The organism is Pseudomonas baetica, assembly GCF_019733355.1.
Classification (GTDB): domain Bacteria; phylum Pseudomonadota; class Gammaproteobacteria; order Pseudomonadales; family Pseudomonadaceae; genus Aquipseudomonas; species Aquipseudomonas baetica_A.
Window position 1 is genome coordinate 76,869 of the sequence record NZ_JAIHLQ010000003.1, and the last position, 18,739, is coordinate 95,607.

Below are 18,739 nucleotides of genomic sequence, written 5' to 3' on the forward strand. Positions count from 1 at the left end.
AATTCTATAGAATGCGCATCACCAAGCGGGAATAGCTCAGTTGGTAGAGCACGACCTTGCCAAGGTCGGGGTCGCGAGTTCGAGTCTCGTTTCCCGCTCCAATTTGTACGTGTTTGTTGTTGTGCTACTCACAGCAAATACTTTGAGGCCGAGTAGCAAAATGGTTATGCAGTGGATTGCAAATCCACCTACGCCGGTTCGATTCCGACCTCGGCCTCCACTATAAACAAGCTCCGTAGATCCATGATTTACGGAGCTTTTTTATTTGCACTCCGCGGCAAAATTTAGTCTTGAATTTCGCGTTTGCGAACTTGCTTCACCGGGGGGTGATGTATATATTTCCCCCTCTGCTGTACGAGCAGAGATGAGCTACACCGCGCTACCGCCCGAATGGCGAAACTGGTAGACGCATGGGACTTAAAATCCCCCGCTCGTAAGGGCGTGCCGGTTCGATTCCGGCTTCGGGCACCATCTTCTTTTCCGCCGGTATTCGGCGAAGGCCGGAAAACCAATCTGACCGCCGTTCTGGCCTGATTAAGCATTACGCCAGCATTCGTATTCTTTCGCTGCAATCCTCTATTTTTTAGTACATCATTCAGTCCATTTCCAGTTCGACTGACTTGGTGATGTACTAATGCCCCTCACAGATACCGCTGTGCGTCAGGCCAAACCGGCCGACAAAGAGTTCTCCATCACTGATGGCGGCGGACTTTCCCTATTCGTAGCTCCTAACGGTACGAAGTCTTGGCATTTCCGGTTCTCATGGCACGGCAAGCAGCCGCGCATGTCGCTGGGCACCTATCCAGAAATCTCCCTGAAAGACGCTCGCGACCAGCGGGATCAAGCCCGGTCGCTTGTTGCAAAAGGTATAGACCCTCGCTCCAATCGCCGTAAAGAGAAGCAGGCCGCCGCCGACTCGTCCATCAAAACCTTCGAACTCGTTGCTGGCGAGTGGTATGCCTTTAAGCTACCTCGCTGGGCTAAGGCCAAGAAGGGTGCCGCCAAACAGGCTCAACTGTATTTGGACAAAGACCTACTGCCGTCTCTGGGCAAGATCCCTATCGCCGAAGTCACCCGTAAGGATGTACTAGCCACATTGCGCATCATCGAGAAGCGCGGAGCGCTCAACGTAGCCCGAAAGTGCAGGACATGGCTGAACGAAATATTCCGGTTCGGCATTGCATCAGAGTACCTGGATGTAAACCCGGCTGCGGATCTGGACATCGTAGCCGCGAAGGAGCCACCGGAGAAACACAACCCAATGCTTCGCCAGCATGAACTGAAAGAGTTCCTGACCGCTCTGCGTGACGCAGACCTGAAAGAGTACACCCGCAGCGCTATCAGGCTCCTATTGCTGACTGGCGTACGCACAATTGAACTGCGCAGCGCTACCATCGATCAATTCGACTTTGACGCCGCGCTGTGGATAGTACCTGCCGGTACAGTGAAGCAGTTGAAGAAAATGATCAGGGTAAAGGGGGAGGGGGTTGTTCCGCCGTATCTTGTGCCACTGTCGCGGCAGGCGGTGGAGGAGGCGCGCAAAGTGCACCAGTTGACCGGCCGCTACAAGCTTCTGATCGCTGGACGGCATGAGCCGACCATCCCTATCAGCGACGGCACAGTCAACATGGCGCTGAGGCGCATGGGGTATGAAGGCAGGCTGACCGGACACGGAATCCGCGCCACGATCTCGACGGCCTTGAATGAGAAGGGGTATAACGAGGACTGGATCGAGGCGCAGCTTTCGCACGCAGGCTCCAGCAAGATCAGGAAGGTGTATAACCACGCAGAGTATGTTGAACAACGGAGAGGGATGATGCAGGACTGGGCGGACTATCTTGATGCGCTGGAGACTGAGGGCTGACCTCGAGACTCAGCCAGCTTGTCGCGGTTCCATTGCAGAACCTCAGACTTGACCCACGCGACGGATCTCGCGCCAAGCTGAACCTGCTTTGGAAACAACCCTTGTCCGGCCATCTCGTAAATTTTGGTTGTTCCAAAACCGACCAGCCTTTTAACCTCTGGCAGGCGGATAAATTCGATCTCTTCATTCATATTTCCTTCCTCTTGCTGATGGCTTCGTCGATAACTGAATTAATCGGTATGCCGAACTCGTCGAAGGCAGAATCAAATTCTATCGCTGACCTGTTTGGAACTTGGAGCCATCGGTAGCGCTCTGCATCCTTTCTCAGCGCATCGCTCTCGGCGATTAGGGATAGAGCTATATCTTCGATGTACTGGTTTTCCCCGGTCAGATATTCGTTGAGTTCATCGTCAGCACTTAGATAACGATCCTCGTCTTCGATGGTCTCTGTTTCTCTAGCCACTTTGTGCAACGAAACCTGCGCATCCAGCAGGCGCTTCAATTCGCTGTGGTCGGTCATTCTTCACCTCGCAAGATTCTGTCGTGCTTGATCAGCGCCTTCGTTTTCAAGCTGAGAACAAAACGCTTTACCCAGCTCTGCTTGGTGTTGGCCACGACTCTGGCGGAGTGGAATTGCGCCCAAAGAACCTCTAGAGCCTTGCCGGTGCGCAGCATTTGCTCATTCATCCTTAACCCTCCCGCCGGCCGCGATAATGGCGTCAATAACCGAGCCCTTTGATAGCAGGCGGCCAAAGTTTTCGTAAGACCAGTCAGGCTCTGGCAACTCCACCACAACACTCGCCGCCCCATCCCTGAACCCGTCCCGCGCCGCATTGGCCATGTCTACGGTGGTGTATTGGGCTTCGCGCTTGTTCCAGATTGACAGATCTCCGTCGTCACCCGGAGTCGGTCCAAATGCCCCGCAACTGTTGCATTCAATCCATTGCACAACATTCAGGTCGCTGCTTCCGCAAAAAGGGCAGGGCGCCAGATCAGGTTTTTCAGCAGATTTCAGCGCATCGACTGCGGCTTGCCATTGGGCGCGAGTGACGCTAGCAATTCGAAAATCTTCGGATACGCTAAGGCGCACGATTGGAAGGATGCCGTCTTTTGCGCCATGAAACACCATGCCGGCAAATGACTGCTGAAGGCTAGAGTAGCCTTCCGGCCAAGCCTTCAGCTCCCGCGCCAAAATATCAATCAGTTTCATGCTTTCCTCCACGATGCAGCCGCCACCCGCGCCCAGCGCTCTTGGGTGACGATGATGAAATTACGAATCCCCGTCATGACCTTGTGCATCTCGCCGTCGAACTCGACGAACTGGCCGGCCTTGCGGTGTTCTGGTACGCGGTCGATGACGTCGAGCAGCTTGCCCGGGGTGCCATCTGTGTTCTGTGCGTGAATGTCAAAGCTGGCCATGACGTTCCACCTCGATGCGTTTCTGAATGCCCACCCGATAACCTTCAGGCCGGAGCGCGGCGGTCTTTTCGATATTGGCGATGACCCGCTCGACGCCGCCGAATCGTTCATCTACTTGGCGCCCGGCCGCAATCAACTGATCGGCGAGGTTCCAGCCTTCTCTTTCTTCGATGCGAGACATAGGGATACTCCGGTCAGTAGTTGGCGTACGAAGCGGATTCATTAGCGGTCAGCTTTAGCCGGCGAACTTTCTGTCCATCGAGATGCTTACGCAGCGCCTTCATGAACAGGCAGATCAGCTTTGCGCTTTGCATGCGTTTCACGCCGATCTTGTTGTCCGTGAGCTGGTTTCTCAGCAATGAGGCCAATTCAAGAGTTGGCATCGGCTCACACATCGCAGCGAAGAATTCGGCGGTCATGAGGCGGTTTTCTTTCGATAAGTGGGCGAAGACGGCTGCGCTTTGCGCTGCCGGGACAAGCTTCCGAAGATGTGGCTTGAAGCCGTACAGAAGGCCTTCGTGGAGCAGCTTCTCGTTCCCGCCACAAGTGGCAATCACTTGATCGTTGCGAATGGCATTGCCGCGCTTTGCGTTGTCGATCTTCCGTGCCTCCATCAGGGCAAGAAGTCGACTTGCGCTTGCCATGTGCCCAACGTTTTTCAGGTCTGGATTCGCAACCCCAAGCATGTCAGCGCTTGTGCGCCGCGTGCCTTGATCAATGGTAAGAAAGGTCTCAGGGTCGAGACCGCTGATGATGGTCATCAGGTGGGTGGTGCCAGACTTCACGACTGCCATCAGGCGATGCTGGCCGTCGAGCAAATTACCGTTTCGGTCGACGCGGATCGTGTCGCCGTTATATTGAAAGCGCCCTTCAGTCATTTCCCGTGCAAGATTTTCGACGTGCTGCTGTTTTGCCGGGCGGTTTCGCGTATTCCCTTCAAGTAACAAGGCGGCTACTTCTGGGCCTACTGCTTTGGTTTCAACGATTGCCATGCGAATTTCTCCCGCCCGCAATCACGCGCAGGCTATTGAGTAGTCAGGGTTTACAACAGAAGGGATGAATCAGCGGACGTAGACGAGGTAGAACCAGGCGAGGGCGATCATTTCCGCTCACCATTCAGCGCATCGTTGACGTAGAGACAGGCGTTCAAATCTTCGCGTGCCGATATCACCGCGTCGTAATCGACCAGATGGCCGGGCTTTCCGACTTGGCTCAATGCGTAGGAAAGTTTTTGGAGTAGGCCAGCAGATGGCGCTGGCGGAACCCTGAAGACCTTGAACGCGTCCGGGTGATCGAACTCGCAGACAACCAGGTTGTTTGGCGTACCTTCATTGCGCAAGTAGGCGGTAGGCTCGTCGAGCTGTTGAGTGACCGGCGCTGGCGGGTCGGTGAACAGCGGAACAGTCCAGTTACCGAGAGGCTTGGATTCACTGTAGGTCAGCCCCCCGTGAGTTGCTCTGCGCTCACCTTTCAGCATTGCAAGAGCTTCGGGGGCGATATGGATCAGCGGCTCACCACTACCACTCTCCAGCTCCTGCACGCGCGCCTGTAGCTGGGCAAGCTCCTTACCACGTTGAGATGCGTGATAGTCCGCCTGCTTTGTCAGCGCTGTTTGATTGCTGAGATCGATGCGTAGCTGGGCGATGGTGGATTTCAGGGCGGCAAACTCGGGGTCAAGCGCACGCATCGCAACATAGGCATGGCCCATTGATGAGTTGTGCATTATGCCGATCATACCGTATGCATCCATATAGGCCTGACACCCTGCATCGGTCATTGCCGGAGTTGGCTCTTGCCGCTCGACCGCTGGCGCAGCAAGCAAAGCACGGATACCGCACAGCGCCTCATGGCGGTAAATAGAAATTCGTTCCTTGTCGATATATTTATTATCCGTAGCGCGCTCAAGCAACTCCCGCGACACGCCGTCAATCGTTGGGTTATTGGTCATGGGTACTCCGAATATCTCTAATGCTGTGAATTTCTAGGACTTCGTGGTGCTCAAGCTCTTCCACGGTTTCTTCAAACTCATCAACGCAGCCATTTCTGTCTAAAGTCACAACGGCCCATTCCGTTACAGTCCGTGTAATTTTTGCGACCAATCTTTTCGGCTTTTTGCTACTCATGACTTTCTGCCTCGGGGTTGGGGTTGAGGGCGGCGATGGACTTGGCATAGTTGACGTTATCGTCCAGCATCTTCGAAACGCTGTCGCAGTCGCCGCCTAGAAAGGTGATTCGGTCGTGACCGGCTTCAAGGCAACAGGCGTAATCGTTGGTCATCAGCCGCAACAACTCACGTAGTTCCGTAATGATCTGCTCGGCGGCGTCTAATTTATGTTTCAGCCGCGAACAATCATCAGCGCAAGCTTGCGCGACCATTGCGTAGGTATCGCGGTCAATCTCAGCCGTATCGGCGCGCAGGCGTTGGGCGTCGAAGTCGGCAATACCAACGTACTGAGCATCATCGAATTCGGTTTCTACGACGTGCCGATAATCGGCTCGGAATTTCTTAATGCCACTCATGACATGCACCATTGAATAAGTTGCGGCCAGCCGGTCATGGCTAGGCCGAGGATTGCGAAAAGGTAGGTCATCATTGCTGCTCTCCGTCACGCTGCATCATGTAGGCAAGCTGCTCATTGGTCGGGCTTGGCGTCTTTGCAGTGAAGTGGAGCCGGCTGTCAGAGTGCTGGTGTGGCGCACAAAATAGCGATCCACCTTTGCGCGGCTTTTCGCATCCAGGGCAAGCGCAGGGCTTACGCATCAGTTCACCGCATTCGGGACAGCCGATTTTGTTTGCATAACTGTGGGCGCATTTGTCACTCATACCTCAATACTCCAGTTAACCCCGTCCGCTGCCCGCTGATCGCGAAGCTTGGCCAGGTGTGCAAGGCGAGCCAGTCCGCCGCCGAGGATGATTGAGGTTGAAATCCAGCAGGTGAAGAAGGCGATCATGCCGAAGCCCTCGGCTCTTTCATCCAGCGTTGAATGGTTGGCCTGCAGAACCCAATGCGGGCCTCTACTTCCGCCCATTTCTTTCGCTGGGCGCGCATCTCGGCCGCTAACACAAGACAGTCGTCAGTGATCTCTTTGCGGTGCCCCATGATCTGCCTAGATACCCCGAAGGCATTCAGGTAGCGGATGACCGTCGCGTATCCACACCCAACCTTGTCGGCCACGTACTGGATCGGGTAGTCGTCAGCAAAAGTCTTGAAGAGCTTTTCTACTGCTTCAGGAGTGAGCTTCTTGGATGACATCTTCATTCCTCCTCGCAAATTCCTGCTGCCGGGCTTTCGAGCAGCGTTCGTGATTGCCCTTGTTGCGTGGTCTGTCGCAGTAGACGCACCGCGCTCCGAGCTCCAAATAGCCGGCGTTGAGCTTTCCTTTGGATGACATGCGGCCTCCCGGATGGGTGAGGTTGAGTTGGAAGGGTTACTGCTTCGGCGCTTTCGGGAAGAAGGCCGGATGAGGCCCTGCTTTGCGCTTTGGATAGTCGATGTTGAACTTGTTAAGCAGGCGGTTGAATCGATGGAAGCGAATTCCCATCTGGTTCATGGCCTGAGTGCGAGATAGGCCTATTTCGATGAATGCCTTGATGCGCTCGCAATCTTTGGCGTCTTGAGCATCGTCGATCTGGTGCGCGCGCAGGTTTTTGTAGCCGATATGCGCGGCTGTTTGGAAGTTGAAGCCACCTTCCAGGGCGATCGCTGACAGAACCTTACGCGACATGCTGGTTCTTTCCATGGCCTCCGCATAGGTCATGGTCAGCGCCAGTTTGCGCACACCCTGTACCAGCTTGCTGCGCTCCACGGCTCTCTCGGTGGCGCGCTCTGCTCGCTCCTGCTGGCGGCGCGTCTTCTGCCTTACAGCAGCGGCTGTCGGCGGCTTCGGCGTGTCATCAATAACTACCTTTGGTCTTGGCGGCGGCTCATACCGAACCGGTGCCGGCTTGAAGCTCGGCCCGGCCAGCACCTCAATAGTCCCTCCTTTGCTCAAGAACTCTTCGCGAGCCAGTTCAATGCGATTGCGCTCAGGATCAAGTGCCTTGACCATGTTGATGTCGCTGCTGATGTAGGCGTTCATGCTGCACCTCTCATTCGGCCCCGCATTTCCTGTTCCAGTTCGGCCAGCTCTTCCAGAAAGGCCTTGATTTCGGCTTCCATCTCGCGCCCGCGCTTGTAGTCGAACTCGTAGCGAAAGCAGATGTATTGCAGTTCTTCCGGCAGACGGTCGTCGTAGCTCACGAAGTCCGCCCAGTGCCGGCCTGTGCAAGCCATCTGAGCAAGCATCTGCCACTCGTACTGAGGGTCATGCTTGCCGGACTGCATGGTCGCGATGTGGGTCGCAGTGTTAGGGCACTTGATCTCAAGCACGCCGTCATCACCCGATAGACCGTCTGGCGATGCGCCGAAACCTTGAATGGTCGGGTGCATGACCAATCCAGTCTCGACCACCATCAAGTCCTTATCAGCCTCGTAGGCCATACAGGCAAATGGCTCAAGCTCGACGCCGCGCTGAACGGCCGCGTTGCGTGAAAGATCCATACCGCCCTGCTGCCCAGTCAGTCGCTCGCACAACAACTCCATCATGTAGTTTTTGCGAGTGGCAGAAGGCGCGCCGCCGCGTCCGCTGGCCATCACGTCCTTGACCCGGCTGGCTGTGACATTCCCAAGCCTGGCCGCAAACCATTCAGCGCTACGCTGTTCCATCTAACACCTCCTCAGCTTGGCCTTCGATGGGCGCCGCCTCTGCTTTCAGGGCTTCGCTGCGCTTGGTCACTTCAGCCTTGAACCTGGCGTGTCCGGCAGCATCCTTAGCCTGTTTCATCGCGGCAGTGCCTTGGTGGTAGACCTCGGTCAGCGCCTCCAGGCTGCCGGCTTTCATCGCAAGCTCAATCCAACCGTTAACCGCCTCGGTATCAGTCGGCGCGGAGCCGGGAATTCCAACCAGACCTTCGCCGCCATCAGTGTTGAGGTGATGGATAGCCTGCTCAAGCCGGTCAGTCTTCGGCCAGAACTTGTAACCGCGCTTCACTACCGTCTTTTTGGCCATCTCGCCGGGGTCTGTCACCCACGGGCATGACTTCTGCTTGCTGATCCATGCCTTCCATGCGCTGGAGCGGTCGCGGATGGCGTTCACGTCGTCGATGCTCATGGTTTCGGTGAGGTAGTCGCCGCCGGCAGTTTTAACCACGACGTAAACCCCGATGACTTCTCCGCGATCCTTGGCGAACGGGTTGTATTGATGGGTCGGCGGCTTGTCGAAGCCGTTGAGGACGAACGAGTCGGCGGAATAAACCAACTCCGCCTGAGCCCAGCAGATAGCGCCGGTGGACATGGCCAGATCCATCAGGCCGATATAGCTGATGTCGAGACAGATCTTGCCGTCCCGAGGAACCAGATAGGCCTGCTTCTTCGCCGGGTTCAAGCTGATGCCGATAGCTGCGATGTTGGTGATTGCGTTGACCACCGACTGTCGATTCTGCAAGGCAATCTTGGTGGCGTACTCGCCGGACGTAATCACCTGTATGGCGAACTCAGCCTCTCGCTCGAAGTTTAGCGAGCGGTCGGTCAGGACATTGGCGAACTGATTTCGCGCACCGTAGATGTCCTGAGTGATGGTTGCGATTGCTGTACTCATGACGACCTCAGTAAGTGATGGAAACGGCGGGGATCTTGCGCTGGGCGATCAGAGTGACGGCCTGCTTCGCGCACTCTTCCGGCATGCCGCTTGCGATGAAGGCGTCCAGCGCGGATCGGTTGATCTTCGCCTTGTGGGCTTTGTCGGCTTCGCGTGCCTGAGCCTGTTCCAGTTCGTAAGCAGCGGCTGCGGCCTGACGATCCAGCTCTTTCTGGCGCGCCTGCTCCACTGCCTGGGCCTGACGCTGTTCAGCGGCAATGCGTTCCTGTTCGGCGCGCTGTTCGGCTGCGATTCGGTTGGCTTCTGCCTGCGCTGCCGCTGTGCGGGCCTGTTCAGCTTGAAGCTCCAGTTGCATGCGCTGGTGTTCGGCTGCTGCGGCTGCATCCCGTGCGGCTTGCTCGGTGGCACGTTGTGCGGCGGCCGCCTGATCCAGCAACTCTTGCTCGCGGCGTGCAGCGGCGTCACGCTCTGCCTGCGCACGCTGTTCCGCTTCGAGGCTGGCTTGTTCGGCGGCTGCACGGGCAATCTCTGCATCGCGGTCTCGCTGGGCTTGTGCTTCGGCTTCGGCGCGCAAGCGGACAAGCTCGGCCTGCTCAGCTTCGTATTGCTGGCGAGTGGCGAGTGCGGCACGCAATTTGGTTAAGACGTGATCCTTGGTTCTGGCGGCTTCGGATTCGAACTCTTCCCAGTGCTCGCCCATCTTCACCGCCTCAACCGAGGCGATAGACTCAAGCAGTACCGCGGCGGTGACGTCCGACAGATCCAAGGCAAAATCCGCAATTGCCTGTACGGCATCGACGTGCCGATCCTTGCGAGCCTGCTCGGCGACTTCCCAGTCAGTCAGTGGCTTGCGAACTTCCTCTTGCCAAGCGCTCAGCAGCTCACGAACGCGCTTGCGCTCGGCGTCGATCTTCTTCGGTACATCCTTCAGCTCTGCAACAAGCTCTTTGCCCAGGCTGTCGAGTTTCGTTTTTGATCCCGCCAGGCTGTAAGCAATCGAGCGATACGCGTCTTGGCCCTTTTTGGTTTTAACGTCAGGTGCCAAGGCGTTGAACTTGTCGATTTCTTCCCGGACGCTTTGTAGGTATGGGTCGAGGCCGTTGGGGGCGCTGAATACTGCCAGGGCTACTTCTTTAGCTGGCAGGATCGCCAGTTGCTGTTCTGCGGACATGGGGAATCCTTGCCGCGATGCACGCAGCGTTTGAAGGTGTGGGGTTATTGAGTGACGCGATCAGCGAGGGCGCTGAGAGCCATCAGGAAAGTGAAGATGGCGAGTACAGGGAAGCTTCCGCGCCATAGGAGTAGGCGGCGGGCGCGTTGGTGGCTTGTCATTTGGTTTGCTCCAGAGGCCCGCCGTGATCTTTACGGATGCTTGCGATCTGGGATTCAAGCGTTGGATGGCGCTCGGACATATCACCTTCACGCACATGGCGCTTGTGCAGAATGATCTTTACTGCGCCGGGCCCGCTTGGGCGTATTTCGACTCGTATCATTCGATCATGTGCAACCACAACCAATACAGTTAGGTGGTTGTAATCGAACGTAGCAAGGCTGCTGTAGCGAGCATTTACGTGAATGCCACGCCCGTTTTGTATGAATTTGCCCGGCAAGTGATGAAAGCCTCGATACACATCTGCCAACATCCTTGCGCACTCCCAATGGTCGTCCGTCATCCAGTCTAGACGGTAGTGCTTCATCCATTCAGGTTCGCTCATTTCGCCACCGCCATAACAGGAAGCCCGCGAGGCTCGCCGTTTTCCTTGAACAGGCTGTACTGAAGAATTAGGACGCAAAGTCCGAAGGCGAGAATCCAGAAGAGTGGTTTCATGCTCATTTCCCTTTGTACTGGATCGGCACGAAGGTGAAGTGCTGATCGGGTTCGTCTTTAGACTCGACGACGTAGAAGACATCGGAGTCCAGTCGCTTCATCAGTTCGCGGAAGGTGTAGACGCGGGTGGCTAGGCGTTTCATGGCTTCACCTTCAGGCCGGCGGCTTCGATGACCATGCGCGCGTTCGCCTTCATTCGCGCACGACCTTGCTCAGGCATGAATTCCCACGGGTAATCCATTGATTCAGCCAGTGCTTTGGCAGCATCATCAATATCAACCACCATCGATCCGCGTGAGGCCGACCAGAAAGCCCACGCAACCGGCCGATCTTCTTCGCATGCAATCAATTGGCAGCGCGCTTGATGAAATGTCTCTTCAAACTCTTCGCGGCTACTGTCCATCAGCTAATCCTCGCCACCAGCATGCCGCGCCGGGTCTGAATGGAGATGCGCCGTGGCAGATCGGCGACCAGAAAAAAGCCTTGACGGGTCAAGGCTTGGTTCATTGCTTTGTAGTCCACTGCGATGATCGTCATCACAACACCTCAAATTTGACCGGGCAGCAGTACCCGTCTTCGTATGCCTGGAAGCATTCCATGTGCCCGCATTGAGGCACGCTGAACCAGAGAATCAGACCGTGACACCAGAATGGGGCGATCACAGCTCACCATCCTCTGCCTGAGCAATCAGCGCATCGTCTACGAGCGGCTGTAGCAGCTTCTCAGCGATTTCGCCGAGCATGCCTAGCGAGTGGTCGCTGTGGCCGAGAAGTTCGGCCAGAGCGTTCTTGTCTGGCTCTGAGCTGGCAAGCGAGTTCAGCAACCGTCCCAGTGCAGGCGATCCTACTTCGTAATCAGCCAGCCTGCGGTTCACATGCTCGTCTACTGCCAGATCGAAGTCCGCAGTGGTGACGACCTGCGGCTTGCACATCCGGCGCTGTACCTTCACGTCCCAGCGGAACCGGACCAGTTGCTCTACGGCGTTGTACAGCCACTCAGCCCGCGCCAACTCTTCCGGCGTCTCACTCACTGGAGGCGGGAGGCGATTGTCGTAGTCGCGCTGGGCGCCTTCGAGCATTGCGTTGAATCTTGCGTTCATGGTCGCCTCCAGAGTGGCGGGGGGGCTTCAGTTATGGGCAGCAGTCCGGCCCGCAGTAGCAGTAGTACCGGCGCTCGGTTCCATCGTCATAATTGATCTCGCCGCGCTTGCCGCAGAGGCACAAAGCTGTTTCGGGATCATCACAATCGATGCAGTGGTCGCCGCGCTTATCGTCGGCGTGTATAACCCTGTTGCAGGTAAGGCAGTGACCGAATTCAGGTGGATCAGGCGGCTGCATGAAGCTGTACATGCTCAATCTCCTAGGCGATATACCCGCCAGGCATCGTTGTAATAATCTTCCTCGGTGCGTCATGCATCCGACCTTTGGCGCAGTCGTGGACGTCGGGGCGGGGCTTCCTGGGGAGGGGTGGGGTTGTGCGTTTCATGGCTGATTACTCAGTGATTGCTTGTTCCAGCGCCTCGATCTCGGCCAGTGCCGTCAAGAGGTTTTCTTTGTCAGCAATACGGGCCTGTGTGTATGTGCTATCCATCAAGTTGATAGCCTTTGCCGCGAGCTCCGGGAACTGATTGCGGATGACTTGAGCGAGTGCCAAGTCAAACTCTTTATCCAGCCAGTAATTCTTGTCACCCGGCGATGCCTGGAAGCCGATTTGAGTCTCTACTTTTAGGGTGTGCAGGTATCCCGGCTTGCGGTCGGCGAAGCGCTGCGGGGTGGTTAGCTTCGCGATGTAGCTGCGCGCCGCAACCAGTTGTTTGCTGAGTTCTGCTGACTTGTTCATTTCCACTCACCTCCAACCGCAAAATAAAAAGCCCGATCACTGACCGGGCTTTATTCCTGAAGTAGACCTCCCTACGTCAGGGGGAGTAAATCCAAGCTTTGGCTGTCTGTTACATGGCTGCAAATCCTCCGCGTTGATTGAATGCATCGGCTTTCAAAGTGTTGCTCGCCTGCATTGGGGTGTGATCTGGCCGGTGCTGATCTCCGGCACAACTGGGAGGCTCTCCCCAGATCGCTGTAGCGCATCAGCCTGCGCATTCATCTGCTGTTGTTGCGTGATGCAAGGTGTCCCGCATCTGCGGGGTTGTCCTCCTGCATCGGTTCTGCGTCTTCACCATCTGGTGGCACCGGAGGCAAGCCCTACCCGGAATCAAGACGCAGACCGATGCAGCCTGCCTAAACAGGTGATCGGTACTCTTGCCCATAGGGCGGTTATGCGGTGGCTTTGAAGATGGCTGCACGGGCCAGTTCGCGCATTTCTTCCACGGTGATTTGCAGCGACATTTCGCTGGTGCATGAGCCGGTGCAAGGCACGCAGCCGCAATCATGAGGGCGGGCGATACGCTCAAGCGCCTTGTACAGGTCTGGCGCGGCGGCGATCAGCTTGGCGTTGGCCAATGCCTCTCCGCAGCTGTAAACGCTACCCTTGTCGCGGCGGCGGTGAATCTCCGCGATGGTGTCGTCATTCCCGGTAGTGGTTTCAATCCAGCGTTTACCGTGATCATCTTGAATGCCCCAAGGCCCCGGCGTAAATTTCGACTCACTCATTGTCTTGCTCCGTTGCGTTGATGGGGTGGGTTATAGACCGACACACCTGAGAAGGCAGCGATCCGAACAGAATGCGTAATTGCCATGCGTCACAGCCTCTTCCTCGGTCGATTCCGTGCCGCACTGCTCACAAGTAACGGTGCCGTCGAACTCGACGTATTCAGCGCCGACGCCGCATGTCGGGAATTGGCGAACGGTCGGGTCGATCACGGTGCCGTCCTCGCGCTCAGCCCACCAATGCTCGCGGCGACCCCATATTGGGCAGTCGTAATACCCGCGAACCAGCCTGAGAGAAGAATCGCCAGCAACAGCCGCCTCACTCATTTCTTTGCACTTCCCGGCAAAAGCGAGAAAGTCATGTCCAGCCTGCATCTTCTATCTCCCATCCCAGTCATTTACCTCAGAGCCCGGTATAGGGGTGAGGGGGTGTGGTGTTAGCGAACCATCGAAGGGTGAGGGTTGAGCCCGCATTGCTGATGGAACTCGGCTACCCCCATCGAGGCTCTACCGCCGCAGCGAATGTCGCGCCAAGTGGTGAAGTGTCGATACAGGGTTAGCAGTTCGATTTCGCTTAGGTTTTCCATCTCACTTCCTCCACTTGAATTCAACAAAGCGTCCGATGCGGGCGCTTGGGTAGGTATCAATCGAACATTGGTGGATCTGTCTGGCGCCACGGCAAAGACCGACTATTTACGGCCGTCGCGTCGGTACCAACGCTTTCCGCGCTTTACACCAGACAGATCCCCGATGGGCACTCTTTCGAATGCCAGGGTGGTGCCTGTTTTTGACAGGGGCAGGCTCCCTGTTTCCTCGCTTTCCACAGTCGAGGGAAATCCATATGCTTCGACTTCCACAGTCGAAACAAGGAATGTAGTAATGGCGAATTACATGGTGCGGGTTGAGATTTTCAAGGCTGACAGCGAGGAATACGCAGACCTACATAAGGCGCTGGAAGCGCTTGGCCTCAAGAGGACGGTTCAAGGGGATAATGGGGTTCTCAGGATGCCGCCTGGCACCTACTACGGAGCAAGCTCGCTGGGAACCTATGAGCTGAGGGAGAAAGTTAAGACTATTGCCGCCCCCTTCTCCTACCCGGCCGATCCTTCAGTGTTTGTCTCTGAGTCAAGCGACTGGTCTGGCTGGCTGAAGCCTGCTTGATGTGAGCCACCACCAGCGAACGCTCTGCCTTTAGGCATCTCACTTACCCAGTAGGCCAGGTAGTTTGAAGCGATGGCGAAAGCCTCATCAAAAGTGACGCTTTCATCCGTCGCTATCTCCTGAACGATCTGGCGAAACCGTTCGATCTGTTCTTCGTTCATCTCAATCTCCTGCTTTCCGCGTGACCCTGAGTAGGGCCACCTGGAGAGCATCCTGCCCGCTGGTAACGGGCAGGTAATCTCTATTCCTTGCATAGGCCAACGGTCGCTTTCCCGTTGATGACTTTCAGCGCGACAGGGGATCAAGGTCCCAAGGCCAAACGCTTACTCACCACCACGCAGCTTCTCCAGCCACGCCCTCCGAATGAGGTCTCCTATGCCCAGCGCCGACATGAGGTCGAATCGCTGCGTACCGTTGCGCGGTACGTCCGCTGGCTATGCATCGGCCAGCTCGGCGTCCATCAGGTTTTTAAAGAGCGGTTGAAGCAGAAGGCCCTTTCGAGGCCCTTCGCAGTGGCTGTGTCGCTGCGATGGGTGAAATATAAGCCTCCTTATCAGGCTAGTCAATAAGCGTGCTTATATTTTTTAACGCAGGCGCAAAAAAGCCCGCACATCGGCGGGCATAGGGGATCTTGGAGTCAGTCTTCTTTGGTGACGGTCCACAACAGCTGAATAAGGCCGTCGTCGCGATGGGCGATGGTTACGTTCTCGTTTTCAGCGATCTCGTCCAGGATGCGATCCCAGTCAGCCGGGTCGTCACTCGGCGAGGGTTCGAGCAGGACCGACTTAGCCAGCTGGGCCTTCGGTGTATTGATGGCTGCCTGGATGCGCATGCCCAGTAGCTCGTAGGTGGTTGGTGCTTTCGGTGCTGTCTTTGCTTTCGCCATCAGATTTACTGCTCCATAGGTGTATGGATATACAGTATTTTATCAGGCCGAATAGGGCAAGCCGAAAAGAGTACAGATGTGCTCTTTGAGATTGCGGGCAATAAAAAGCCCGGCGCTGGGCCGGGCCTGGCAATACAGATGATCTGTCAGTGGATGAACTTTGCAGCGGTGAATGCCAATCCCGCCAAGACAAGAGAGATCTGAACAAATCGCCAAGTTGCGTCCGCGATAGACTTCTCCACGCCGGTTATGGCTTTTTGAAAGCTGACCGCAAGGTCCTGAATGTCCTTCCCGGCAGAGCGAACAAAGCCGTTCATGTCATCTTTAGAGGCAAGAGTAGCGAGGTCGGCTTTGGTAGCCATGTTTGACTCAATAGAATCCAGGCGCATCTCTACGCGCACCAGCTTCTCCCTGATCTCAAAGGATGATTTTTCAAGTGCAGCTACTCGCGCGTTCAACTCGTCATCTCCCGGTGGATTTCCACCACCAGATTTACGCTCGGGATTAGGAACCAGCCGTACAACGGTATCAGGATTCTGCACTTTCGACATCCTTGCCGTTTATCTCGATACTCACGTCAATGGCATCATAGAAACTCGTCACGTGACAGTTAAGGCACCTGGTTGCGAGGTAGGCCGAAACAACATCCGGATTTCGATAGCTATGCTGATAAAAAATGTGCGGCTTCACTTTCTCATCCACCATGCATGAGAGCTTGCCTTCGGCCCCGCAGGATGGGCAAGGTCGACTGTCTATGCCTTTGTCCGCTAGATATTTATTGAACTGATCCCAGGTTAGGGCCAGCGCATCAACAATCCCTGATTTTGGATCTCGCATCCACCCTCCTTAAACATTGAAGCTCAGTGAAAAATCTGTGCCGTCCTTACAAATCCCCGCCACCCCACCCACTCAACCTTCCCCTCGCACAATCCTTTCACCCGCGACCTCTGCCACGTATGCAGTCAGCCGATCCTCATCTGCCTGGAAGATCTTGCACATCCTCAGCACGGCTTGAGCGTCCGCCTCATTGCCGGCCAGGCTCAGCCGCTCAGCAATACGCTTTAGCTCCACCACTGACCACTTCAGATCAGAGGCGATACCCTGGAGGTCGCGCTTTAGGTCTTGGTTTGGATTATTGAGCGGCATGGCTTCCTATCACTTATTCAGATCTCGAAGCGCTGCAATGGCTTCAAGTAATCGTTCGTGCTGCACCAAGACCTGGTCAGCCAGAGCGAGCTGTCCCGCCTCTCTAATGCTCGATGCCTGCTCAAGCATCTTTTCGGCCTGAGCCTCCAGATCCTTCGCCAAGACCTCGGCCTGGAATTTCACCGAGTGACCCATTGCAACCTCCTGTAAATTGTCGCCACGCAGTTCCTAGCGCACCAAAATCTCATTTCTCCGCCTCAGATACTCATCAGGCGGCAGTTCCTGCTTCTTAAGGAGCAAAAGCTGAGCTTCTTGGTACTCCTGCTCCGTCATCGGCATGTTGCCCTGCGGGAGCAGAGGGGGTTCTGGCTTGTGAGCGCTGCAGCCAGCAAGCACGGCCAACGCAAAAAATATCATCGTGTTCGTCATACCTATCCTTGGAACCATGGAGCTCCGTTTTTACAAGTTTCTGTCATACCTACTCGGGCTTGGCTCGCTTTATTTGCCCTACCTTCACCTCATCCGCCAGCGCTGCAATCCGATCTGCATGCTCATACATCTTCGCAATCAGCTTCAGAACCGCTATCGCATCTACGTCCCGACAGTCTTTGGTGATGTTGAGTACTTCGCTTGCGGCCTGCTCAAGGTCAAGCCCTAGATCCTTGAGTTCGCGGCGCAGCTGTTGGTTGGGTTTGGTGAGGGGCATGGTTGACTCCTGCAGATATCGGTCGCGCCGGAAATCCAGACCTACATCATGAAAACTGACTTCGGCATCTTGCCATCGACAACGGTGCCAACGATCTCCCATGTGTCGTCCACTGGCTTTGTTGGGTAGGAGGGGTTCAGCGGCTTCAGATATAGCTCTCCAGCGTCACGGACGAGCTGCTTAAACGTCGCTTCATTTGAATCGATCATGCGAGCCACAACGAATTGACCTTGGCGCGCCTCTATGTCGGGAGCCACCAGGATCAAGAAGCCTTCCGGGAAGGAATTGCCGGAATTCGAGGTCATCGAATTGCCCGACACTCGGAGCCAGAACGCATCCTCGCCAGCCCAAACGTCTGAGGAATGCTGAGGGCATAGAGATACGTTGACCATTTCAACCGCCTCCCTGGCGCTTCCTGCTTGAACCCAGCTTATTTCGGGATACATGAACGACCGGGTAGGCTGAAGAGCCATCTCGACGTTGGCGTCAAAGCCGGATGTTTCCTCGGTCATGCCGCCAGTACCACTGGCGAGCCATTCCACACTAACCCCGCAAGCCTTGGCTATGGGGACCAAATGCGCTGACTTCAGCGTCTTCCCACTCTCCATTTGAGAGATGGCTGGCTGCTCAACGCCCGCTATTTCAGCCAGCTTTTTCTGGGTGATTTTCGCGTGCGCACGGGCAAGTTTCATTCTTTCGGCAAGTGTCGTCATGACCAGCAATTTATAAGTTCCCTTATCGGCTTGCAAATAAGCGTCCTTATGCTTAGGATATAAGCACGCTTATCAGGAGTTCTAGCTATGACCCCCATTGAAAAGCTCGTCGAGTTCTTTGGCGGGCAGGCAAAAACGGCCGCAGCACTCGGTGTATCCCAGGCCGCCGTCTCTTACTGGTTCAACGGCACCCACGTTATGGGCGCTAACAAAGCATTCCTGGCTGAGGAGATCACTGGCGGAGCAATCACTGCTCGCCAGCTATGCGCATCACAGCCTCGCAAATCCGCAGCCTAAACCCACTCATCAGCCGCAAGGAGCATCACATGTACGCCGACCAATCACACAAGCGCGACACGCCTCGGAAGGTGCGTTTCAACAAAACCCTTGACCGAATCCTGCACAGAGCTGCGGAAAGAGCAGAGATGCAGCACGCCACCTATCTGTACGAAATGATCGAGTGGGCTGTTGAAAACGGTGCCATTGAAGCGCTGAGCAAGGACGAGAAGAAGTCTAGCGCTGCATAGAGGCCCTTTGGAGGTGACCAGTGCCTGAAATTGACTACGAGCACCTGACTGATGGTGCTAAGCGGAGAGTCGCGGCCTTTGCACTGAAGAAGGGCTTAGACATCGACGAAGCGCTCGAGGCGATTGCCATCGAGTTTCTGGCAATGGGAGGACCCTCACTTATGAGGCGACCCAAAGCCAAGCTGTACCAATTGACGCCCAAAGAGGGCCTCAAAAGTGACACTTAAAGATCTCAAATCACAGGCACAA

37 protein-coding genes and 3 tRNA genes are annotated in these 18,739 nt (G+C 55.8%); 7 read left to right on the plus strand and 33 right to left on the minus strand.

Going from position 1 to position 18,739, the window contains the following annotated elements; all coding sequences use genetic code 11:
• Positions 1–25 precede the first annotated feature (25 nt).
• From K5E40_RS03595 to K5E40_RS03610, 4 genes are all read left to right on the plus strand, one after another.
• Positions 26–101 (plus strand) — tRNA-Gly (locus K5E40_RS03595).
• Positions 102–146: 45 nt separating this feature from the next.
• Positions 147–220: transfer RNA gene (locus tag K5E40_RS03600), tRNA-Cys, on the plus strand.
• A 164-nt stretch (positions 221–384) separates the two neighbouring features.
• Positions 385–471, plus strand: a tRNA-Leu gene (locus K5E40_RS03605).
• Between the two features lie 163 nt (positions 472–634).
• Positions 635–1,864 carry an integrase arm-type DNA-binding domain-containing protein gene (locus tag K5E40_RS03610; RefSeq protein WP_221729660.1) on the plus strand — a complete coding sequence of 410 codons (1,230 nt, stop codon included), beginning with the start codon at positions 635–637 and terminating at the stop codon, positions 1,862–1,864.
• Here the strand turns inward: K5E40_RS03610 and K5E40_RS03615 are convergent.
• The 33 genes from K5E40_RS03615 to K5E40_RS03770 all read right to left on the minus strand — a co-directional run bounded on the left by K5E40_RS03615 (position 1,834) and on the right by K5E40_RS03770 (position 17,963).
• Complete coding sequence (locus K5E40_RS03615) at positions 1,834–2,055, minus strand: AlpA family transcriptional regulator (protein WP_221729661.1); 222 nt, start codon at positions 2,053–2,055, stop codon at positions 1,834–1,836. The genes K5E40_RS03610 and K5E40_RS03615 overlap by 31 nt on opposite strands.
• Positions 2,052–2,384, minus strand: a complete 333-nt coding sequence (locus tag K5E40_RS03620; protein WP_221729662.1) for a hypothetical protein — start codon at positions 2,382–2,384, stop codon at positions 2,052–2,054. The genes K5E40_RS03615 and K5E40_RS03620 overlap by 4 nt, the downstream gene beginning before the upstream one ends.
• Positions 2,381–2,551, minus strand: coding sequence for a hypothetical protein (locus tag K5E40_RS03625; RefSeq protein WP_221729663.1), 171 nt, complete (start codon positions 2,549–2,551; stop codon positions 2,381–2,383). Before K5E40_RS03625 ends, K5E40_RS03620 begins: the two co-directional genes overlap by 4 nt.
• Positions 2,544–3,074, minus strand: a complete 531-nt coding sequence (locus K5E40_RS03630) for a hypothetical protein (protein WP_221729664.1) — start codon at positions 3,072–3,074, stop codon at positions 2,544–2,546. Before K5E40_RS03630 ends, K5E40_RS03625 begins: the two co-directional genes overlap by 8 nt.
• The gene (locus K5E40_RS03635; protein WP_221729665.1) at positions 3,071–3,283 is read right to left on the minus strand and encodes a hypothetical protein; all 213 of its coding nucleotides are present in this window, start codon (positions 3,281–3,283) and stop codon (positions 3,071–3,073) included. The genes K5E40_RS03630 and K5E40_RS03635 overlap by 4 nt, the downstream gene beginning before the upstream one ends.
• On the minus strand, positions 3,270–3,464 hold the full coding sequence (locus K5E40_RS03640; protein ID WP_221729666.1) for a hypothetical protein: 195 nt from the start codon (positions 3,462–3,464) through the stop codon (positions 3,270–3,272). The genes K5E40_RS03635 and K5E40_RS03640 overlap by 14 nt, the downstream gene beginning before the upstream one ends.
• 13 nt (positions 3,465–3,477) lie before the next feature.
• Positions 3,478–4,275, minus strand: a complete 798-nt coding sequence (locus K5E40_RS03645; protein ID WP_221729667.1) for a hypothetical protein — start codon at positions 4,273–4,275, stop codon at positions 3,478–3,480.
• A gap of 107 nt (positions 4,276–4,382) precedes the next feature.
• Positions 4,383–5,231: a hypothetical protein gene (locus K5E40_RS03650; RefSeq protein ID WP_221729668.1), complete on the minus strand. Its 849-nt coding sequence runs from the start codon at positions 5,229–5,231 to the stop codon at positions 4,383–4,385.
• Between the two features lie 167 nt (positions 5,232–5,398).
• A complete protein-coding gene (locus K5E40_RS03655) occupies positions 5,399–5,803 on the minus strand; it encodes a hypothetical protein (protein ID WP_221729669.1) in 405 nt (134 codons plus the stop codon).
• 428 nt (positions 5,804–6,231) lie between these two features.
• Positions 6,232–6,537 (minus strand): hypothetical protein, encoded by a 306-nt coding sequence (locus K5E40_RS03660; protein ID WP_221729670.1) that lies wholly within the window; start codon positions 6,535–6,537, stop codon positions 6,232–6,234.
• A gap of 175 nt (positions 6,538–6,712) precedes the next feature.
• Positions 6,713–7,333, minus strand: coding sequence for a hypothetical protein (locus K5E40_RS03665; RefSeq protein WP_260455503.1), 621 nt, complete (start codon positions 7,331–7,333; stop codon positions 6,713–6,715).
• A gap of 26 nt (positions 7,334–7,359) precedes the next feature.
• Positions 7,360–7,989, minus strand: coding sequence for a lambda exonuclease family protein (locus tag K5E40_RS03670; protein ID WP_221729672.1), 630 nt, complete (start codon positions 7,987–7,989; stop codon positions 7,360–7,362).
• Complete coding sequence (locus K5E40_RS03675; protein ID WP_221729673.1) at positions 7,976–8,920, minus strand: recombinase RecT; 945 nt, start codon at positions 8,918–8,920, stop codon at positions 7,976–7,978. Before K5E40_RS03675 ends, K5E40_RS03670 begins: the two co-directional genes overlap by 14 nt.
• A gap of 7 nt (positions 8,921–8,927) precedes the next feature.
• Complete coding sequence (locus K5E40_RS03680; RefSeq protein WP_221729674.1) at positions 8,928–10,091, minus strand: hypothetical protein; 1,164 nt, start codon at positions 10,089–10,091, stop codon at positions 8,928–8,930.
• 157 nt (positions 10,092–10,248) lie between these two features.
• Entirely contained in the window at positions 10,249–10,635 is a 387-nt protein-coding gene (locus K5E40_RS03685; protein WP_221729675.1) for a hypothetical protein, read from the minus strand.
• 115 nt (positions 10,636–10,750) lie between these two features.
• Complete coding sequence (locus K5E40_RS03690; RefSeq protein WP_221729676.1) at positions 10,751–10,891, minus strand: hypothetical protein; 141 nt, start codon at positions 10,889–10,891, stop codon at positions 10,751–10,753.
• Positions 10,888–11,151: a hypothetical protein gene (locus K5E40_RS03695; RefSeq protein ID WP_221729677.1), complete on the minus strand. Its 264-nt coding sequence runs from the start codon at positions 11,149–11,151 to the stop codon at positions 10,888–10,890. The genes K5E40_RS03690 and K5E40_RS03695 overlap by 4 nt, the downstream gene beginning before the upstream one ends.
• Positions 11,151–11,285, minus strand: coding sequence for a hypothetical protein (locus tag K5E40_RS34885; RefSeq protein WP_260455504.1), 135 nt, complete (start codon positions 11,283–11,285; stop codon positions 11,151–11,153). The genes K5E40_RS03695 and K5E40_RS34885 overlap by 1 nt, the downstream gene beginning before the upstream one ends.
• Before the next feature lie 121 nt (positions 11,286–11,406).
• Positions 11,407–11,847, minus strand: a complete 441-nt coding sequence (locus K5E40_RS03700) for a hypothetical protein (protein ID WP_221729678.1) — start codon at positions 11,845–11,847, stop codon at positions 11,407–11,409.
• 31 nt (positions 11,848–11,878) lie between these two features.
• Positions 11,879–12,097: a hypothetical protein gene (locus K5E40_RS03705; RefSeq protein WP_221729679.1), complete on the minus strand. Its 219-nt coding sequence runs from the start codon at positions 12,095–12,097 to the stop codon at positions 11,879–11,881.
• Between the two features lie 142 nt (positions 12,098–12,239).
• Positions 12,240–12,587 carry a hypothetical protein gene (locus K5E40_RS03710; RefSeq protein ID WP_221729680.1) on the minus strand — a complete coding sequence of 116 codons (348 nt, stop codon included), beginning with the start codon at positions 12,585–12,587 and terminating at the stop codon, positions 12,240–12,242.
• Between the two features lie 431 nt (positions 12,588–13,018).
• On the minus strand, positions 13,019–13,354 hold the full coding sequence (locus tag K5E40_RS03715) for a hypothetical protein (protein WP_221729681.1): 336 nt from the start codon (positions 13,352–13,354) through the stop codon (positions 13,019–13,021).
• 30 nt (positions 13,355–13,384) lie between these two features.
• Complete coding sequence (locus K5E40_RS03720) at positions 13,385–13,726, minus strand: hypothetical protein (protein WP_221729682.1); 342 nt, start codon at positions 13,724–13,726, stop codon at positions 13,385–13,387.
• Positions 13,727–13,788: 62 nt separating this feature from the next.
• On the minus strand, positions 13,789–13,938 hold the full coding sequence (locus tag K5E40_RS03725; RefSeq protein WP_221729683.1) for a hypothetical protein: 150 nt from the start codon (positions 13,936–13,938) through the stop codon (positions 13,789–13,791).
• A 504-nt stretch (positions 13,939–14,442) separates the two neighbouring features.
• On the minus strand, positions 14,443–14,673 hold the full coding sequence (locus tag K5E40_RS03730; protein ID WP_221729684.1) for a hypothetical protein: 231 nt from the start codon (positions 14,671–14,673) through the stop codon (positions 14,443–14,445).
• A 476-nt stretch (positions 14,674–15,149) separates the two neighbouring features.
• Positions 15,150–15,398 carry a DUF1654 domain-containing protein gene (locus K5E40_RS03735; protein WP_221729685.1) on the minus strand — a complete coding sequence of 83 codons (249 nt, stop codon included), beginning with the start codon at positions 15,396–15,398 and terminating at the stop codon, positions 15,150–15,152.
• Between the two features lie 146 nt (positions 15,399–15,544).
• Entirely contained in the window at positions 15,545–15,940 is a 396-nt protein-coding gene (locus K5E40_RS03740) for a hypothetical protein (protein ID WP_221729686.1), read from the minus strand.
• Positions 15,927–16,235 (minus strand): hypothetical protein, encoded by a 309-nt coding sequence (locus tag K5E40_RS03745; protein ID WP_221729687.1) that lies wholly within the window; start codon positions 16,233–16,235, stop codon positions 15,927–15,929. Before K5E40_RS03745 ends, K5E40_RS03740 begins: the two co-directional genes overlap by 14 nt.
• A 72-nt stretch (positions 16,236–16,307) precedes the next feature.
• Complete coding sequence (locus tag K5E40_RS03750; protein WP_221729688.1) at positions 16,308–16,544, minus strand: hypothetical protein; 237 nt, start codon at positions 16,542–16,544, stop codon at positions 16,308–16,310.
• 9 nt (positions 16,545–16,553) lie between these two features.
• Positions 16,554–16,739, minus strand: coding sequence for a hypothetical protein (locus K5E40_RS03755; protein WP_221729689.1), 186 nt, complete (start codon positions 16,737–16,739; stop codon positions 16,554–16,556).
• Between the two features lie 33 nt (positions 16,740–16,772).
• On the minus strand, positions 16,773–16,973 hold the full coding sequence (locus K5E40_RS03760; protein WP_221729690.1) for a hypothetical protein: 201 nt from the start codon (positions 16,971–16,973) through the stop codon (positions 16,773–16,775).
• 49 nt (positions 16,974–17,022) lie between these two features.
• Positions 17,023–17,250 carry a hypothetical protein gene (locus K5E40_RS03765; RefSeq protein ID WP_221729691.1) on the minus strand — a complete coding sequence of 76 codons (228 nt, stop codon included), beginning with the start codon at positions 17,248–17,250 and terminating at the stop codon, positions 17,023–17,025.
• Positions 17,251–17,291: 41 nt separating this feature from the next.
• Entirely contained in the window at positions 17,292–17,963 is a 672-nt protein-coding gene (locus K5E40_RS03770) for a LexA family transcriptional regulator (RefSeq protein ID WP_221729854.1), read from the minus strand.
• An 87-nt stretch (positions 17,964–18,050) separates the two neighbouring features.
• Between K5E40_RS03770 and K5E40_RS03775 the strand changes: the two genes are divergently transcribed.
• Genes K5E40_RS03775 through K5E40_RS03785 form a run of 3 tightly spaced genes read left to right on the plus strand, consistent with a single transcriptional unit; the run spans position 18,051 to position 18,717 of the window.
• On the plus strand, positions 18,051–18,260 hold the full coding sequence (locus K5E40_RS03775; protein ID WP_221729692.1) for a Cro/CI family transcriptional regulator: 210 nt from the start codon (positions 18,051–18,053) through the stop codon (positions 18,258–18,260).
• A 29-nt stretch (positions 18,261–18,289) separates the two neighbouring features.
• On the plus strand, positions 18,290–18,490 hold the full coding sequence (locus tag K5E40_RS03780) for a hypothetical protein (RefSeq protein WP_210704505.1): 201 nt from the start codon (positions 18,290–18,292) through the stop codon (positions 18,488–18,490).
• A 20-nt stretch (positions 18,491–18,510) separates the two neighbouring features.
• A complete protein-coding gene (locus tag K5E40_RS03785; RefSeq protein ID WP_221729693.1) occupies positions 18,511–18,717 on the plus strand; it encodes a hypothetical protein in 207 nt (68 codons plus the stop codon).
• Positions 18,718–18,739: the final 22 nt, after the last annotated feature.

Bases quoted from the DNA above. Each gene is read 5' to 3' on its own strand.
- K5E40_RS03610 (WP_221729660.1), top strand. From the start codon at position 635: ATGCCCCTCACAGATACCGCTGTGCGTCAGGCCAAACCGGCCGACAAA.
- K5E40_RS03690 (WP_221729676.1), bottom strand. From the start codon at position 10,891: ATGAAACGCCTAGCCACCCGCGTCTACACCTTCCGCGAACTGATGAAG.
- K5E40_RS03745 (WP_221729687.1), bottom strand. From the start codon at position 16,235: ATGCGAGATCCAAAATCAGGGATTGTTGATGCGCTGGCCCTAACCTGG.
- K5E40_RS03675 (WP_221729673.1), bottom strand. From the start codon at position 8,920: ATGAGTACAGCAATCGCAACCATCACTCAGGACATCTACGGTGCGCGA.
- K5E40_RS03680 (WP_221729674.1), bottom strand. From the start codon at position 10,091: ATGTCCGCAGAACAGCAACTGGCGATCCTGCCAGCTAAAGAAGTAGCC.
- K5E40_RS03760 (WP_221729690.1), bottom strand. From the start codon at position 16,973: ATGACGAACACGATGATATTTTTTGCGTTGGCCGTGCTTGCTGGCTGC.
- K5E40_RS03695 (WP_221729677.1), bottom strand. From the start codon at position 11,151: ATGGACAGTAGCCGCGAAGAGTTTGAAGAGACATTTCATCAAGCGCGC.
- K5E40_RS03705 (WP_221729679.1), bottom strand. From the start codon at position 12,097: ATGTACAGCTTCATGCAGCCGCCTGATCCACCTGAATTCGGTCACTGC.
- K5E40_RS03645 (WP_221729667.1), bottom strand. From the start codon at position 4,275: ATGGCAATCGTTGAAACCAAAGCAGTAGGCCCAGAAGTAGCCGCCTTG.
- K5E40_RS03730 (WP_221729684.1), bottom strand. From the start codon at position 14,673: ATGAACGAAGAACAGATCGAACGGTTTCGCCAGATCGTTCAGGAGATA.
- K5E40_RS34885 (WP_260455504.1), bottom strand. From the start codon at position 11,285: ATGACGATCATCGCAGTGGACTACAAAGCAATGAACCAAGCCTTGACC.
- K5E40_RS03635 (WP_221729665.1), bottom strand. From the start codon at position 3,283: ATGGCCAGCTTTGACATTCACGCACAGAACACAGATGGCACCCCGGGC.
- K5E40_RS03640 (WP_221729666.1), bottom strand. From the start codon at position 3,464: ATGTCTCGCATCGAAGAAAGAGAAGGCTGGAACCTCGCCGATCAGTTG.
- K5E40_RS03710 (WP_221729680.1), bottom strand. From the start codon at position 12,587: ATGAACAAGTCAGCAGAACTCAGCAAACAACTGGTTGCGGCGCGCAGC.
- K5E40_RS03770 (WP_221729854.1), bottom strand. From the start codon at position 17,963: ATGACGACACTTGCCGAAAGAATGAAACTTGCCCGTGCGCACGCGAAA.
- K5E40_RS03650 (WP_221729668.1), bottom strand. From the start codon at position 5,231: ATGACCAATAACCCAACGATTGACGGCGTGTCGCGGGAGTTGCTTGAG.
- K5E40_RS03780 (WP_210704505.1), top strand. From the start codon at position 18,290: ATGTACGCCGACCAATCACACAAGCGCGACACGCCTCGGAAGGTGCGT.
- K5E40_RS03630 (WP_221729664.1), bottom strand. From the start codon at position 3,074: ATGAAACTGATTGATATTTTGGCGCGGGAGCTGAAGGCTTGGCCGGAA.
- K5E40_RS03765 (WP_221729691.1), bottom strand. From the start codon at position 17,250: ATGCCCCTCACCAAACCCAACCAACAGCTGCGCCGCGAACTCAAGGAT.
- K5E40_RS03665 (WP_260455503.1), bottom strand. From the start codon at position 7,333: ATGGTCAAGGCACTTGATCCTGAGCGCAATCGCATTGAACTGGCTCGC.
- K5E40_RS03620 (WP_221729662.1), bottom strand. From the start codon at position 2,384: ATGACCGACCACAGCGAATTGAAGCGCCTGCTGGATGCGCAGGTTTCG.
- K5E40_RS03775 (WP_221729692.1), top strand. From the start codon at position 18,051: ATGACCCCCATTGAAAAGCTCGTCGAGTTCTTTGGCGGGCAGGCAAAA.
- K5E40_RS03670 (WP_221729672.1), bottom strand. From the start codon at position 7,989: ATGGAACAGCGTAGCGCTGAATGGTTTGCGGCCAGGCTTGGGAATGTC.
- K5E40_RS03755 (WP_221729689.1), bottom strand. From the start codon at position 16,739: ATGGGTCACTCGGTGAAATTCCAGGCCGAGGTCTTGGCGAAGGATCTG.
- K5E40_RS03735 (WP_221729685.1), bottom strand. From the start codon at position 15,398: ATGGCGAAAGCAAAGACAGCACCGAAAGCACCAACCACCTACGAGCTA.
- K5E40_RS03615 (WP_221729661.1), bottom strand. From the start codon at position 2,055: ATGAATGAAGAGATCGAATTTATCCGCCTGCCAGAGGTTAAAAGGCTG.
- K5E40_RS03655 (WP_221729669.1), bottom strand. From the start codon at position 5,803: ATGAGTGGCATTAAGAAATTCCGAGCCGATTATCGGCACGTCGTAGAA.
- K5E40_RS03720 (WP_221729682.1), bottom strand. From the start codon at position 13,726: ATGCAGGCTGGACATGACTTTCTCGCTTTTGCCGGGAAGTGCAAAGAA.
- K5E40_RS03725 (WP_221729683.1), bottom strand. From the start codon at position 13,938: ATGGAAAACCTAAGCGAAATCGAACTGCTAACCCTGTATCGACACTTC.
- K5E40_RS03750 (WP_221729688.1), bottom strand. From the start codon at position 16,544: ATGCCGCTCAATAATCCAAACCAAGACCTAAAGCGCGACCTCCAGGGT.
- K5E40_RS03715 (WP_221729681.1), bottom strand. From the start codon at position 13,354: ATGAGTGAGTCGAAATTTACGCCGGGGCCTTGGGGCATTCAAGATGAT.
- K5E40_RS03660 (WP_221729670.1), bottom strand. From the start codon at position 6,537: ATGTCATCCAAGAAGCTCACTCCTGAAGCAGTAGAAAAGCTCTTCAAG.
- K5E40_RS03685 (WP_221729675.1), bottom strand. From the start codon at position 10,635: ATGAGCGAACCTGAATGGATGAAGCACTACCGTCTAGACTGGATGACG.
- K5E40_RS03625 (WP_221729663.1), bottom strand. From the start codon at position 2,551: ATGAATGAGCAAATGCTGCGCACCGGCAAGGCTCTAGAGGTTCTTTGG.
- K5E40_RS03700 (WP_221729678.1), bottom strand. From the start codon at position 11,847: ATGAACGCAAGATTCAACGCAATGCTCGAAGGCGCCCAGCGCGACTAC.